Source organism: Stenotrophomonas sp. YJH_SMC_33 (assembly GCF_059372295.1).
Window position 1 is genome coordinate 42,421 of record NZ_JCAFVJ010000014.1, and the last position, 13,046, is coordinate 55,466.

12 protein-coding genes are annotated in these 13,046 nt (G+C 63.4%); all 12 read left to right on the forward strand.

Features of this window, described 5'->3' with window-relative positions:
* Positions 1–13: 13 nt before the first annotated feature.
* The 12 genes from AC5P9W_RS17485 (at position 14) to AC5P9W_RS17540 (ending at position 12,937) form a co-directional block, all read left to right on the forward strand.
* On the forward strand, positions 14–859 hold the full coding sequence (locus AC5P9W_RS17485; RefSeq protein WP_206621914.1) for a CPBP family intramembrane glutamic endopeptidase: 846 nt from the start codon (positions 14–16) through the stop codon (positions 857–859).
* A gap of 71 nt (positions 860–930) precedes the next feature.
* Positions 931–1,737: a M48 family metallopeptidase gene (locus AC5P9W_RS17490; RefSeq protein ID WP_019658801.1), complete on the forward strand. Its 807-nt coding sequence runs from the start codon at positions 931–933 to the stop codon at positions 1,735–1,737.
* Between the two features lie 132 nt (positions 1,738–1,869).
* Complete coding sequence (locus AC5P9W_RS17495) at positions 1,870–3,057, forward strand: tetratricopeptide repeat protein (protein WP_021204595.1); 1,188 nt, start codon at positions 1,870–1,872, stop codon at positions 3,055–3,057.
* Positions 3,058–3,200: 143 nt separating this feature from the next.
* Entirely contained in the window at positions 3,201–3,869 is a 669-nt protein-coding gene (locus tag AC5P9W_RS17500; RefSeq protein ID WP_010487418.1) for an energy transducer TonB, read from the forward strand.
* A gap of 93 nt (positions 3,870–3,962) precedes the next feature.
* On the forward strand, positions 3,963–4,724 hold the full coding sequence (exbB, locus tag AC5P9W_RS17505; protein ID WP_004132614.1) for a TonB-system energizer ExbB: 762 nt from the start codon (positions 3,963–3,965) through the stop codon (positions 4,722–4,724).
* A gap of 62 nt (positions 4,725–4,786) precedes the next feature.
* Positions 4,787–5,212 (forward strand): ExbD/TolR family protein, encoded by a 426-nt coding sequence (locus tag AC5P9W_RS17510; protein ID WP_005411739.1) that lies wholly within the window; start codon positions 4,787–4,789, stop codon positions 5,210–5,212.
* Positions 5,213–5,215: 3 nt separating this feature from the next.
* The gene (locus AC5P9W_RS17515; protein WP_005411740.1) at positions 5,216–5,629 is read left to right on the forward strand and encodes an ExbD/TolR family protein; all 414 of its coding nucleotides are present in this window, start codon (positions 5,216–5,218) and stop codon (positions 5,627–5,629) included.
* A gap of 137 nt (positions 5,630–5,766) precedes the next feature.
* Positions 5,767–7,227 carry a cardiolipin synthase gene (gene cls, locus AC5P9W_RS17520; RefSeq protein ID WP_134735721.1) on the forward strand — a complete coding sequence of 487 codons (1,461 nt, stop codon included), beginning with the start codon at positions 5,767–5,769 and terminating at the stop codon, positions 7,225–7,227.
* 40 nt (positions 7,228–7,267) lie between these two features.
* The gene (locus AC5P9W_RS17525) at positions 7,268–7,537 is read left to right on the forward strand and encodes a hypothetical protein (protein ID WP_010487410.1); all 270 of its coding nucleotides are present in this window, start codon (positions 7,268–7,270) and stop codon (positions 7,535–7,537) included.
* A 9-nt stretch (positions 7,538–7,546) separates the two neighbouring features.
* Positions 7,547–8,290, forward strand: coding sequence for a pyridoxine 5'-phosphate synthase (locus tag AC5P9W_RS17530; RefSeq protein WP_049460371.1), 744 nt, complete (start codon positions 7,547–7,549; stop codon positions 8,288–8,290).
* Between the two features lie 144 nt (positions 8,291–8,434).
* The gene (locus AC5P9W_RS17535) at positions 8,435–9,526 is read left to right on the forward strand and encodes a PA0069 family radical SAM protein (RefSeq protein WP_155028724.1); all 1,092 of its coding nucleotides are present in this window, start codon (positions 8,435–8,437) and stop codon (positions 9,524–9,526) included.
* A gap of 192 nt (positions 9,527–9,718) precedes the next feature.
* Positions 9,719–12,937 (forward strand): DUF6531 domain-containing protein, encoded by a 3,219-nt coding sequence (locus AC5P9W_RS17540; RefSeq protein WP_495219376.1) that lies wholly within the window; start codon positions 9,719–9,721, stop codon positions 12,935–12,937.
* Positions 12,938–13,046 lie beyond the last annotated feature (109 nt).

Sequence of the window (13,046 nt, forward strand, 5' to 3'; positions counted from 1 at the left end):
ACGCAGGTACCTGATGTCCGCATCCGCCCCGGTTTCCGCTCCGCCCCCGGTTCCGCCGTCTTCTGTCGCGCCGCGTGCGGTTTCGCCGTTGGCGGGGTTCTTCATCGACCTGGGCATCGCCGCTGTCACGTTGTTCGGCCTGAGCCTGATCAGCGGCGTGCTGTGGGGCCTGTACCGTGGCGTGGTGGTCGGTTACGCGACCGCGCAGGCCGGCGCTGGCGCACCCGACGCCAGTTCGGTGGCGGCGTCATTGGGCCAGCCCGGCGCACTTGCGCAGATTCTCATGGCGCTGTTTGCCACCGGCGGCGCCGCGCTGCTGCTGTACTTCTGGCGACGGCCGGCCAACGCCGCCGAACGTCATGCGTCGCGCCAGGCACTGCGCCGCCCCTCCACCTGGGGCTGGACCCTGCTGGTGGCGACCCTGATCGTGCTGGGCAGCAACGGTATCGCCTTCCTGGCCAAGCAGTTCGGCATCGAACCGGTCCCCACCAACCTGGCGCTGATGCAGAGCGCGATCGCGCGCTTCCCGTTGTTCCTGATGCTGTTCGCGGTGGTACTGGCACCGGCCTACGAGGAACTGCTGTTCCGCCGCGTGCTGTTTGGACGCCTGTGGAAGGCGGGGCGCCCGTGGCTGGGTGTTGTACTGAGCAGCCTTGCTTTCGCCCTGATCCATGAAATCCCTGGCACCAGTGCAAACGGCCCGGCCGAAATCGCACAGCTGTGGCTGGTCTATGGCGGCATGGGCGCCGCGTTCTGCTGGTTGTACCAGCGCACCGGCACGCTCTGGGCCGCGATCACCGCGCACGCCCTGAACAACGGCGTGGCGCTTGCCGCGCTTGTGTTTTTCGGGACAACGTAACGCCGTGTCCGCTTGACGAAAGATTAAGCCGCTACGCTACACACTGCGCATATGAACACGGGGGTGGACCCATGAAACAACTGCTGCTGGCCCTTGTCATCACCACCCTGGTCAGCGCCTGCGCGACCACGACCTCCCCTACCGGCCGCCGGCAGATGGTGGGCGGTGTGTCGCAGGCACAGCTGGACCAGCTCGGCGCACAGGCGTTCGCCGAAACCAAGCAGAAGGAAAAGATCAGCACCGACGGCCGCCAGAACGGTTATGTGCAGTGCGTGGTCAACGCTCTGGTCGCGCAGCTGCCGCCTCAATACCGTGGCGTACGGTGGGAGACGGCCGTGTTCGTCGACAAGGAGCCCAACGCCTTTGCCCTGCCCGGTGGCAAGGTTGGCGTGAACACCGGCATCTTCACCGTCGCCAAGAACCAGGATCAGCTGGCTGCCGTAATCGGCCATGAAATCGGGCATGTCATTGCCCGTCACCACGAAGAGCGCATCACCCGCCAGATGGGCGCACAGACCGGACTGGCCGTGCTCGGTGCGTTGGCCGGTGCGGCGTACGGTGAAGGTGCCGCCAGCACGGTCAACCAGCTTGGCGGAATGGGCGCGCAGGCGGCCTTCCTGCTGCCCGGCTCGCGCACCCAGGAGAGTGAGGCCGACGTAATCGGCCAGCGACTGATGGCCCAGGCCGGCTTCAACCCGGCGCAGGCGGTCGATTTGTGGCAGAACATGATGGCTGCCAGTGGTGGCCGCAGCCCGCAGTGGCTGTCCACCCACCCTGATCCGGCCAACCGCATCCAGGAACTGCGGCGCGATGCGCCGGGGCTGACGCCGGTCTACCAGCAGGCGCAGGCCGCCGGGCTGCGGCCAAAGTGCGGATGAGTGCGCAGTTCTATGCTGTATTGCAGCACATAAAACGATTTCTCACGCCATCTGTTTCTGATACGTTTGGCGGCTCAGATTTTTCTGACAGTCCGACTTTGCCGCTATCCGGCGGTTCGATCGAGGTGAACGATGATTTTCCGTAACCACAAAGCTGTGCTTTCCGTCCTCGTCGCGACCGCCCTGACCGGCGCCGTGGTCACTGATGCCTTCGCGCAATCCTCGCGTTCCTCCGAGCGTGGCAACCGCGGCGGCAAGCAGGCCAAGGCCGAAGCGCTGTACCCCAACGCGACCCGCCAGGAGCCGACCGTCAAGGCATCGGCCAAGCTGGGCAGCAAGCTTCAGAAAATGATTGACAGCTACAACAAGGAAAAGTTCCCGGAGACGCGCACGCAGGCCGACGCGATCCTGGCTGACAGCGCCGCGAACGAGTATGACAAGTCGCTGGCCGCGCAGCTGGCGTCGCAGGCTGCCTACCAGACCGACGATACCCCGGCTGCCATTGCCTACCTGAAGCAGGTCCTGCAGTTCAACGGCCTGGACAACAACGGCCACTTCCAGTCCATGCTGATGCTGGGCCAGTTGCAGCTGCAGGAAGACCAGACCGCCGAAGGCTTGGCGACCCTGGACAAGTACTTCGCCGAGAGCAAGTCGACCAAGCCGGAAGAGCTGATCGCCAAGGGCCAGGCGCTGTACCAGCTGGAGCGCTACCAGGAAGCGATCCCGGTGCTGAAGCAGGCCATCGCCGGTGCCACCGAACCGAAGGACAACTGGAACCAGCTGCTGATGGCGGCTCTCGCCGAAGCCGGCCAGTCCGGCGAAGCGGTGAAGGAAGCCGAGGCTCTGGCCGCCAAGAACCCGAACGACAAGAAGGCCCAGCTGAATCTGGCCAGCATGTACATGCAGGCCGACCAGATGGAAAAGGCCGCCGCGGTGATGGACAAGCTGCGCAGCAGCGGCCAGCTCACCGAAGAGCGCGAGTACAAGCAGCTGTACTCGATCTATGCCAACACCGAACACAAGGAAAAGGACGTCATCGCGGTCATCAACGAAGGGTTGCAGAAGGGCATCCTGAAGCCGGATTACCAGGTCTACCTGGCGCTGGCCCAGTCCTACTACTACTCCGACCAGGTGCCGCAGGCGATCGATGCGTGGCAGAAGGCTGCCCCGCTGTCCAAGGACGGTGAGACCTACCTGAACCTGGCACGCGTCCTGCATGCCGAAGGTCGTATCCCGGAGGCCAAGCAGGCCGCCCAGCAGGCGCTGGCGAAGGGTGTGAAGAACCAGGCTGATGCCAAGAAAATCATCAACCTGAAGTAAGTAGGAATAACGCCTGAATGCCTGCACAGTTGATGCGCAGGCGCTCAGGATTGGTATAAGCTTGGAGGTTCCTGCGGTGTCATGCACCGCTGATCAGGGATTCCGCCCCCGGCATCCCGGCCCCACTATTGAGCTCTTGGCGCATGACGGAACAACTAGTCGTTCACCGGTACGAACAACCCGATGACAAGGGGCTGAGCTGGCCTCGCATCGTCGGCATCGCGTTTGTAATTGCCCTGCATCTGGCCGCCTTCATGATGCTCCTCATTCCCGCCGTGGCTCCCAAGGCCGTTGCGGAGAAGGAGCGCAACGTCATGGTGACCATCGTCGACGCACCGCCGCCGCCGCCCCCGCCGCCGCCGCCGCCGCCGCCGACGGATACTCCACCGCCGCCGGTGAAGAATCTGTCGCCGCCGAAGCCGTCGCCGGTCCCGCCGCCGCCGCAGGCGCCGGTCGTGGACGTGCCGGAGCCGCGCCCGAACGACATCGTCACCCCGCCGTCGCCGCCGGCACCGCCGGCACCGCCGACCTCGATCGAGGCCAGCGTGGACATCTCGTCGAAGGCCATGAATCCGCCGCGCTACCCGCCGGCAGCCTTCCGCGCGGGTATCCAGGGCGAAGTGATCCTGATCATTGATGTCGATGCCAGCGGCAACGTCACCAATGTCACGGTGGAAAAGTCCAGCCGTAACCGCGACCTGGACCGTGCTGCGATGGAAGCGGCTCGCAAGTGGCGCTTCAACGCCGCTGAAGCAGGCGGTAAGAAGACGGCAGGTCGCGTTCGCGTTCCGGTCAACTTTGCGCTGAACTGATGCGCCCGGGTGGCCGCCGGCCACCCCCGCTCCCGGTTCGATTGTTTAGCTTAGCTACACCCTTTATCACCACACACAACAAAGGTAAGCGTCATGCTGCAGGAAATTTTCATCGCCGCTGCTGCCGGGGGCAATCCGTCCAACGCCCTGTCGCAGATGGGCTTCGAGCACCTGATCCACGAAATGACCACCAAGCCGGGTGATTTCGCGGTTTCCTGGGTCGTGCTGCTGACCCTGGTCGTCATGTCGGCCATGTCCTGGTACTGGACCGTCATCAACATCTTCCGTGCTACCCGCCTGAAGAGCGCCGCCGATCGCGTCGTCAGCCTGTTCTGGGACACCCCGAACGCGCAGGACGCCATCCGTGCGATGGAAGAACAGCCGGCTTCCGAGCCGTTCTCGAAGATCGCCCTGGACGCTGCCCAGGCGGCTGCCCACCACCAGCGCGCTGAAGGCGGCGCCACCGGCGGCGTGGGTGAGAACCTGAGCCGTTCGGAGTTCGTCGACCGCGCCCTGCGTCAGGCCGTGACCCGCGAAAGCAACAAGCTGCAGTCGGGCATGACCCTGCTGGCCACCGTCGGTGCAACCGCTCCGTTCGTCGGTCTGCTGGGTACCGTGTGGGGCATCTACGGCGCGCTGATCAAGATCGGTGCCACCGGCTCCGCTTCGATCGACGCCGTTGCCGGCCCGGTGGGTGAAGCGCTGATCATGACCGCGATCGGTCTGTTCGTCGCGATCCCGGCCGTGTTCGCCTTCAACTTCTTCAGCAAGATCAACAGCGCGACCATCAGCAAGTTCGATACCTTCGCGCACGACCTGCACGACTTCTTCGCCACCGGCTCGCGCGTCCGCTGATTGCGGCGCGCGTCACCCAGCGACGAACGTAAGTAGTCACCAAGATCTAGACGGAGCCCGTTATGGCTTTCAGTAGTGGTAACAGCGGCGGCCCCATGGCCGACATCAACGTTACGCCCCTCGTGGACGTGATGCTGGTGCTGCTGATCATCTTCATCATCACGGCGCCCCTGATGTCCCACAAGGTCAAGGTGGATCTGCCGGAAGCCAACCTGATCCAGAAGCCGGAAGACGCTGAAAAGCGTTCCGGACCGATCACCCTGGCAGTCAAGGAAGACGGCTCGATCTACTGGAACGACGAAGAAATCAACAAGCAGACTCTCGAGTCGCGCTTGGCGACCGCCGCCCAGCAGACCCCGCAGCCGCCGCTGAACCTGCGTGGTGACCGCACCACTAAGATGCGTGTCATCAACGACCTGACCAAGGTCGCGCAGGAGCAGGGCATGCTTGACGTCGGCTTCGTCGCGACCAAAGAAAAGGGGCAATAAGCCATGGCATTCAGTAGTGGTGGTGGCAAGGGCCCCATGGCAGACATCAACGTCACGCCCCTCGTGGACGTGATGCTGGTTCTGCTGATCATCTTCATCGTGACCGCGCCGATCATGACGTACCCGATCGCCGTGGACCTGCCGCAGCGCGTGCTCAACCCACCGCCGCAGCTGGTCGAACCGCCGCCGCCGATCGAACTGAAGATCGACGCCAGCAACCAGGTCTCGTGGAACAACAGCCCGATCAATACCAGCGAGCTGCAGCAGCGGATGGAGCAGGAGGTCCAGCGTGACCCGACCAACCAGCCGGAACTGCGCATCGACGCCAGCCCGGATTCCGAGTACGACGTGATGGCCAAGGTTCTGGCCGCTGCGAAGAACGCTCAGATGAAGAAGATCGGTTTTGTGCAGCAGTAATCGCTACACCGCAACACAACAGTCATGACGCGACTGCAGACGCCCCTGGAAACAGGGGCGTCTTTTTTTTGTTCTCGTCCTGGCACACGGGTCGAGGTTGGATCCCATCGGGTGGCATGCGCCGCTATGATCGGCGGATGCTCGCCCTCTTCGACTCCCTGCGCCACTGGCTGGACGGCGTTGCCCACCTCGGTACCATCCTGGCGGTGGCCTATCTGCTGTACCTGCTCGCGCTGACCGGCTGGATCATGCTGCAGAAGCGCGAGCCGGTGGCCACACTGAGCTGGATCCTGTCACTGGCGCTGCTGCCCTACCTGGGTCTCTTCATCTATTACCTGCTGGGCCCGCAGAAGGTGAAGCGGCAGCGCCTGCGCCGTGGCCGCGCGCGGTCGGGCATGGAGCACTACAGCGACGTCTGCCCACCCGACGCCGACTGCACCGAGCTGGCCAAGATCGCCCAGGCCACGACCGGGCTTGCGCCGAGCAGCGCCACCGAAGTGACCTGGCTGGTGGACGGCGCGGCGACCTACGCGGCGCTGCTTGAGGCCGTCGCACAGGCACGCGACCACGTGCATCTGGAGTACTACATCTTCAACCCGGACCATGCCGGAACCGCCCTGCGTGACGCGCTGGTGGAACGTGCACAGGCCGGCGTGCAGGTGCGCCTGCTGCTCGATGCCGTAGGCTCTTCCGCCCTGCCCCGCCGCTTCCTGCAGCCGCTGCTCGACGCCGGTGGCGAAGCGATCTGGTTCCACCCACGGCAGCTGCTGAAGCCGTTCAAGCGCCCGTGGTTGAACCTGCGTACCCACCGCAAGCTGGTGATCGTCGATGGGCGCCTCGCCTTCACCGGTGGCATCAACATCACCGACGACGAGGACGAAAGCCGCAGGGCGGATGCCTACCGCGACCTGCACATGCGCATCCGCGGCCACGTGGTGCGCAGCCTGCAGCTGGTGTTTGCCGAGGACTGGCTCTACGCAAGTGGGCAGGATCCCTCGCGCATGGACATCGCCCGTCTGTGGCCGGCCGACATGCCGCTGCGCGGCGATGGTGCGATCAACGCCCAGGTGCTGGTCTCCGGTCCGGACTCGGGCTGGGAAACGATCCATCGCCTGCACGTGGCGGCGATCCAGGAAGCGCATGAGCGTGTCTGGCTGGTCACGCCCTACTTCGTGCCGGGCGAAGCGGCGCGGATGGCGTTGACCTCGGCCGCGCTGGGCGGCCTGGACGTGCGCCTGCTGGTGCCGAAGATGAGCGATTCCTGGTTCGTCACCCAGGCCGCCCGCTCCTACTTCGATGAACTGTTGCACGCAGGGGTGAAGATCTACGAGTACGGCCCGCGCATGCTGCATACCAAGGCCTTCATCGCCGATGATGATGTCTGCATCGTCGGCAGCGCCAACTTCGATCACCGCAGCTTCCGGCTGAACTTCGAGCTGTCGATGATGATCAGCGACCGTGACCGGGTGGCTGCCCTGGCCGAACTGCTGCAGGGCGAATTCGACCGTTCCACGCGGGTGCACGACCAGGCCGGCCGTTCGCTGTGGCTGCACCGCCTGCCCGAGGCCTTCGCCCGGCTGGCCTCGCCGCTGCTCTGACGCAGCGCTACACTGCGGCGATCATCCGGGGAGCCCGACTATGTACTGGTTGTACCTGCTGCTGGCGCTGGGCTGTTTCGCCTTCGCGCTGAAGACCCCCAGCGCCGGGCTGATGACTCTGTGCCTGCTGGCCGCCCTCGCCTTCCTGCTGGCCTGGGTGCGAGGCCGCTACGTGGCCCGCTTCGGCGATCTGCAGCGCGACCCTGCCACCCTGGTCGATGCCGAGGAACTGCGCCGCCTGCGCGAGCGGGCCCAGGCCCGCCCTGGTGACGACCACAACGACCACGATCCATCCCCTCTTTCCAAGTAGTTCCGTTCCATGACCCAGCTCAGCGTCAACGTCAACAAGATCGCCGTCCTGCGCAATTCGCGCGGCGGTGCCGAACCGGACGTGGTGCGTGCCGCCCAGGCCTGCCTGGATGCCGGCGCGCATGGCATCACCGTGCATCCGCGACCGGACCGCCGCCATATCACCGCCGAGGACGTGCTTGCGCTGTCCACACTGACCCGCGCGCGCGGTGTCGAGTTCAACATCGAAGGCAACCCGTTCGCGCCGCCGCGCGAGGGTTACCCCGGCCTGCTGCCGCTGTGCGCGCAGACCCGCCCGGCGCAGGCCACCCTGGTGCCTGACGGGGACGGCCAAATCACCTCCGATCATGGTTTCGACTTCGAGCGGGATGCCGAGCGGCTGCGCCCGCTGATTGCCGAACTGAAAGCGATGGGTTGCCGCGTCAGCCTGTTTGTCGACGCGGGCAACCCGCTGCTGGAGCAGGCGGCCGAAGTCGGTGCAGATCGTGTCGAGCTGTATACCGGCCCCTACGCCGAAGCGCACGCGGCTGGCGACGCTGCGGCGATGCTGGAACTGTTCGCCACTGCGGCGCGGCGGGCGCAGGCGGTGGGCTTGGGCGTCAACGCCGGCCACGACCTGTCGCAGGACAACCTGCGCGATTTCCTGGCCCACGTGCCGGACGTGCTGGAGGTGTCGATCGGCCATGCGCTGATCGGCGAGGCGCTGTATGACGGGCTGGATGCAACCGTGCGCGGGTACTTGGCGCTGCTTTGATGTATTGCAGCCGAGCGTAGGCTCGGCTCTACAAAAGGTATCCGTATCCACTGTAGAGCCGAGCCCACGCTCGGCTCAGACTTGCCCTGAACCCTTCAGGCAGCCGTCGCAGCCATTGAGACGGCTGCGGCGTAACCTGCCGCAATGGGTATCGCGATCAAGGGCAGAGGTTCCACGTCCCACCTTGCCGGGCGCTTTGAGAGCACCGTCAGCGAGGCGGTGGACGACGGCTGGGCGGCCGACGAGAGCGAAGAATTCCTCGCCCCGCGCCTGCGCACCGAAGTACGCGCCGAAACCGCGCGCACCATCATCACCCGCAACAATTCACCGGACGTGGGATTCAGCCAGTCGGTGAATCCGTATCGCGGTTGCGAGCATGGATGTTCCTACTGCTTCGCGCGCCCCTCGCACGCCTATCTGAACCTGTCGCCGGGCCTGGACTTCGAAACCAAGCTGTTCGCCAAGACCAATGCGCCGCAGTTGCTGCGCAAGGAACTGTCGAAACCGGGCTACGTGCCGCAGCCGATCGCCCTGGGCATCAACACCGACGCGTACCAGCCGATCGAACGCAAGTTCAAACTCACCCGCCAGCTGATCGAGGTGATGCTGGAAACCAAGCATCCGTTCTCGCTGATCACCAAGAACGCGCTGGTCGAGCGCGATATCGATCTGCTTGCACCGTTGGCCGCGGAGAACCTGGTCAGCGTGCATTTCTCGGTGACTTCGCTGGACCCGCATCTTTCCGCAAAGCTGGAACCGCGCGCATCCGCACCGCATGCACGACTGCGCGCGATGAAGCGCCTGCATGAAGCGGGCATTCCGGTCGGGGTGATGGTGGCGCCGGTAATTCCGTGGATCAACGACAGCGAGCTGGAAGCCGTGCTGGAGGCCGCACACGATGCAGGTGCGAGCACTGCCGGCTACGTGCTGCTGCGCCTGCCGCTGGAAGTGGCGCCGCTGTTCCGGGACTGGCTCGATACGCACCATCCCGATCGCGCCGCGCATGTGATGAGCACCATCCAGCAGCTGCGCGGCGGCAAGGACTACGACAGCCAGTTCGGCACACGCATGCGCGGCCAGGGCGTGTATGCGGAGCTATTGAGCAACCGCTTCAAGCTGGCGCGCAAGCGTCTGGGTTTCAATGCGCAGAACAGCCATTGGCCGAAGCTGGATTGCAGCCGGTTCGTGAAGCCGTTGCCGCCGAAGAAGGATTCGCCGCAGGGTTCGCTCTTCTGAGGCGTGTACGTCTGCTGGCGAATGCATCAGCGATTCGTCGCGCTGTGCTGTACCCAGCTCATTGATGGGCAATGCACGAAAAACATTAGGTGCCTCCATTGCACCGTTACAGCGTGCTGTCATAGACTCGTTACAAACATGAATTCCCGATGACTGAATGAGTCGGTCTCGGATGAGGAGCTAGGCAAGCGCATGACGCACGTTGCAACGCGGAACACCCTGCAGTCCCGTCTTCTTCTTCTGCCGCTGCTTTGCCTGCCGATGGCATTGGCAACCGCGGCAAACACTCTCGAAACCGTTCAGGTCACCGCCAAACGCCCTGCTGGAGGTAGCGGTGTAGGTGGTTTTGGATTTGGCGGCGGCAGTGGTGTCCACCTGTCCGAGTCTCAAATGGACAATGGCGGCGGCGGTGCAATTCCGACCGAAACCGCGAAGGAGCAGCCGACCGATGACAAAGAGAAGGATTGCAACGGCCGCAAGGGCAATCCTGTCGTTCTCTACAGCGGCAACAAGGTCGAACCAGAACTTGATTTCGCCAGCCAGGGCGAAATGGGCCTGTTCCTGCAGCGCAACTACAATCACTACTGGAGCGCGACCGGGCTGTTCGGCAATCACTGGCTGAGCAACTTCGACTATTCGCTCGCATTCACCGATGCAAATCAGCTGGCGTGGGTGCAACGGCCCGACGGTCGTCGCATCAAGTACCTCAAGGATCCGGCCAGCGGTCGCTGGTATGAGGACAAGGCCCAGCCCATCGCGTACCTGTCCGCGAACGGCAATGGCACGTTTACGCTTCGAAACGAAAACAACGGTACGGAGACCTACAACGCCGAGGGCTATATCACCCGACTCAGCAATGAGCAGGGCGTGAGCTGGACGTTCTCCTATGCTGACCGTTACTTGCAGAAGGTGACGCACTCCTCTGGACGCAGCGTCAGCTTTGGCTGGGCCAACGGACAGGTCAGCCAGGTGACCGATCCGGCCGGCAACATCTATCGCTACACCTATACCCCCAATGTGTTCGGGAACGGACGTGGGCGGCTCGCCAGCACGACGCTGCCTGGCACACCTGCAACGACGATCAGTTACCACTACGAAGATGCCCGCTTCCCGGGTGCCCTGACTGGCAAGTCTTTTAATGGCGTGCGCTATTCCACGTTTGCGTACGACGCGGAGCGCCGCGCCATCAGCACAGAGCACAATGGTGGCATTGAACGGTTCCGCTTCAGTTACGCCGTACGCAGCACCGAACCGGTGCTGCCGCCCCCCGCTCCGACTCGACCCGGGGGTCTCCGCGCCGATGAGGAGCGTGGATGGTGCGAACAGCGCACCGGAGGCACACGCATCTGCTATCAGCCGCGCTCACTGCCTGTTGGCTCGCTGCCGATGGAGAGCGCACTCGGTATGACCGCCGCCGCTGCGCCGAGCCTTACGCGGCCCGTCGATATTGATGTCACTGTGATCAACCCTCTTGGCCGTAGCACCACCTACACGTTCAAGGACGGAAAGATGGTATCGACCAAGGGTGATCCCTCGCCGAACTGCCCTGCCAGCTACAAGGAGCAGAGCTATGACGCCAACGGATATCCTGATCTGGTCCATGACTTCCAGGACAATCTGACCAACTTCGACTACAGCGCACAGGGTTACCTGCTGAAGCGGGTGGAAGCGGTCGGCAGCTCGGCCGAACGTACGACGTTGCAGGAGTGGGATACCACGCGCAACCGACTCCTCAAGACAACGGTGGTGGGTGATCTTGAAGTTGCCTATTCCTATGATGATCGCGGAAACGTGGCCAGCGCAACCGAGCGCAATCTGACGGCACGTGGAGTGCCCAGCCAGACGCGAGTGACCCGAAGCACGTATACCTATCACCCAAACGGATTGAAGGCCTCCATCAAAGTCGATGGACCGCTTGCGCAGGACGACGTCACCTCCGTTTTCAACAGTCAGGGCGATCTGACCAGTGTCACCAACGCGCTTGGTCATACGATCAGCTATTCCAACTACAACGGGCTGGGGCTGCCGGGGCGCATCGTCAACGCGAATGGTGGTGTGCGAGAGTTGACGTATGACGGCCGTGGCCGCGTTGTATCCGACAGAACCAGTTCGGGAACCGGCTGGGCGACGACCGCCATTGGCTACACCGCTGCAGGTGACATCGCATCGCTTACCCAGCCTGATGGCGTGACAGTCCGCTACGGCTACGATGCAGGGCGCCGCCTGACACAGGAAGTCCGTTCGATGGGGGACGGCAAGTGGGCGTGGACCCATCATAGCTACAACAACGCTTCCAATCGCACGCGCACCGAGGTTTCACAAACCGACTATCCAATGGGTTCGATGGTGAGCGGCGTGATTGACGAAATCACTCATGATGCGCAGTGGAACTGGTTCGTACGTGGCTGGGCTTGTTCCACTGGCTCGGCTGGGTCAATCCAGGTGGACGGTTACGCCGACGGCAACGTCTATCTGGGTAGCACTCAAGCAAACCTTGCCAGCGAGCCAGGAGTTGCAGCCGCTTGCCAAGCATCAGGGAGTGCCTATAGGTATCAGCTGCCGATATCGCTAGCCCAGAGGCAACAGTTGGGCGGTCGCAAGTTCTCCGTCTACGGCCAATCTCCGCAGGGCCGCGGCCAGGATCGACCGCTCGCGAACTCAGGCGTGTTTGCGATTCCAACGGCAACCATCGTTGGTGACATCGGCGGCGTGACCCAGGACGGCAACTGGAACTTCTTCATTGAAGGCTGGGCCTGCTCAGTTGGCGTGGACGCCTCGATCGACGTACACGTCTATGCCGGTGGCGCAGCTGGTGGCGGTACATTCGTCGCTTCGGGCCGCGCCAACTTGGCGACCGACGGAAACGTTGCCAACGCGTGCCAGGCACGCGGAAGTGCCTATTGGTTCAAGATTCCTCTTGACGGCAACGTACGATCGAATCACGGGGGCAAAGCACTATACGTGCACGGTATCTCGCCTGTTGGCGGTCCGAACCTGACCATCAATCGCTCGGGCACTTTCACCGTTCCGGCCGTTGTGCGGAGTGCGGAGTTCGTTTCCTTCAACGCCTATCCCACCAACATCACCAATGGACGGCAAAGCACGTTGACCATACAGGTCCGCAACACAGGCAACGTCGTATGGGACGGAAACACCTACCTTGCATGGGGCCAGGACCAGCTGGATCAATCCCGAGCACTGGCTGGGCCAGTATCCCCTGGAGGGATTGCATCGTTCAGCATCGACGTTGCGCCCTACCACGATGGCATCGGGATCAGGAGCTTTGCATATATTGCCCAGATGGCGACCAGCGGTAGGGCTTGGGGACCCCGGCCCTACACCATGATCGCGGTAGAAAACGCGGATTGGTACTGCCCGCCAAACAGCACCACCTGCGAGGCGCCGATGTGATGACCACACTGACCTTACCCCTCATCCCATCGAATGCTGTTATCCAGAGGGTGAACTACAGGTACTGCGCGAGAACTGCGTCCGGTGGTGCGGCTTGGGCCGTGGAAGC

Excerpts from the sequence above, each read along its gene's own strand:
- AC5P9W_RS17500 (WP_010487418.1), top strand. The coding sequence starts at position 3,201 with ATGACGGAACAACTAGTCGTTCACCGGTACGAACAACCCGATGACAAG.
- exbB (WP_004132614.1), top strand. The coding sequence starts at position 3,963 with ATGCTGCAGGAAATTTTCATCGCCGCTGCTGCCGGGGGCAATCCGTCC.
- AC5P9W_RS17495 (WP_021204595.1), top strand. The coding sequence starts at position 1,870 with ATGATTTTCCGTAACCACAAAGCTGTGCTTTCCGTCCTCGTCGCGACC.
- cls (WP_134735721.1), top strand. The coding sequence starts at position 5,767 with ATGCTCGCCCTCTTCGACTCCCTGCGCCACTGGCTGGACGGCGTTGCC.
- AC5P9W_RS17485 (WP_206621914.1), top strand. The coding sequence starts at position 14 with ATGTCCGCATCCGCCCCGGTTTCCGCTCCGCCCCCGGTTCCGCCGTCT.
- AC5P9W_RS17535 (WP_155028724.1), top strand. The coding sequence starts at position 8,435 with ATGGGTATCGCGATCAAGGGCAGAGGTTCCACGTCCCACCTTGCCGGG.
- AC5P9W_RS17525 (WP_010487410.1), top strand. The coding sequence starts at position 7,268 with ATGTACTGGTTGTACCTGCTGCTGGCGCTGGGCTGTTTCGCCTTCGCG.
- AC5P9W_RS17540 (WP_495219376.1), top strand. The coding sequence starts at position 9,719 with ATGACGCACGTTGCAACGCGGAACACCCTGCAGTCCCGTCTTCTTCTT.
- AC5P9W_RS17530 (WP_049460371.1), top strand. The coding sequence starts at position 7,547 with ATGACCCAGCTCAGCGTCAACGTCAACAAGATCGCCGTCCTGCGCAAT.
- AC5P9W_RS17515 (WP_005411740.1), top strand. The coding sequence starts at position 5,216 with ATGGCATTCAGTAGTGGTGGTGGCAAGGGCCCCATGGCAGACATCAAC.
- AC5P9W_RS17490 (WP_019658801.1), top strand. The coding sequence starts at position 931 with ATGAAACAACTGCTGCTGGCCCTTGTCATCACCACCCTGGTCAGCGCC.
- AC5P9W_RS17510 (WP_005411739.1), top strand. The coding sequence starts at position 4,787 with ATGGCTTTCAGTAGTGGTAACAGCGGCGGCCCCATGGCCGACATCAAC.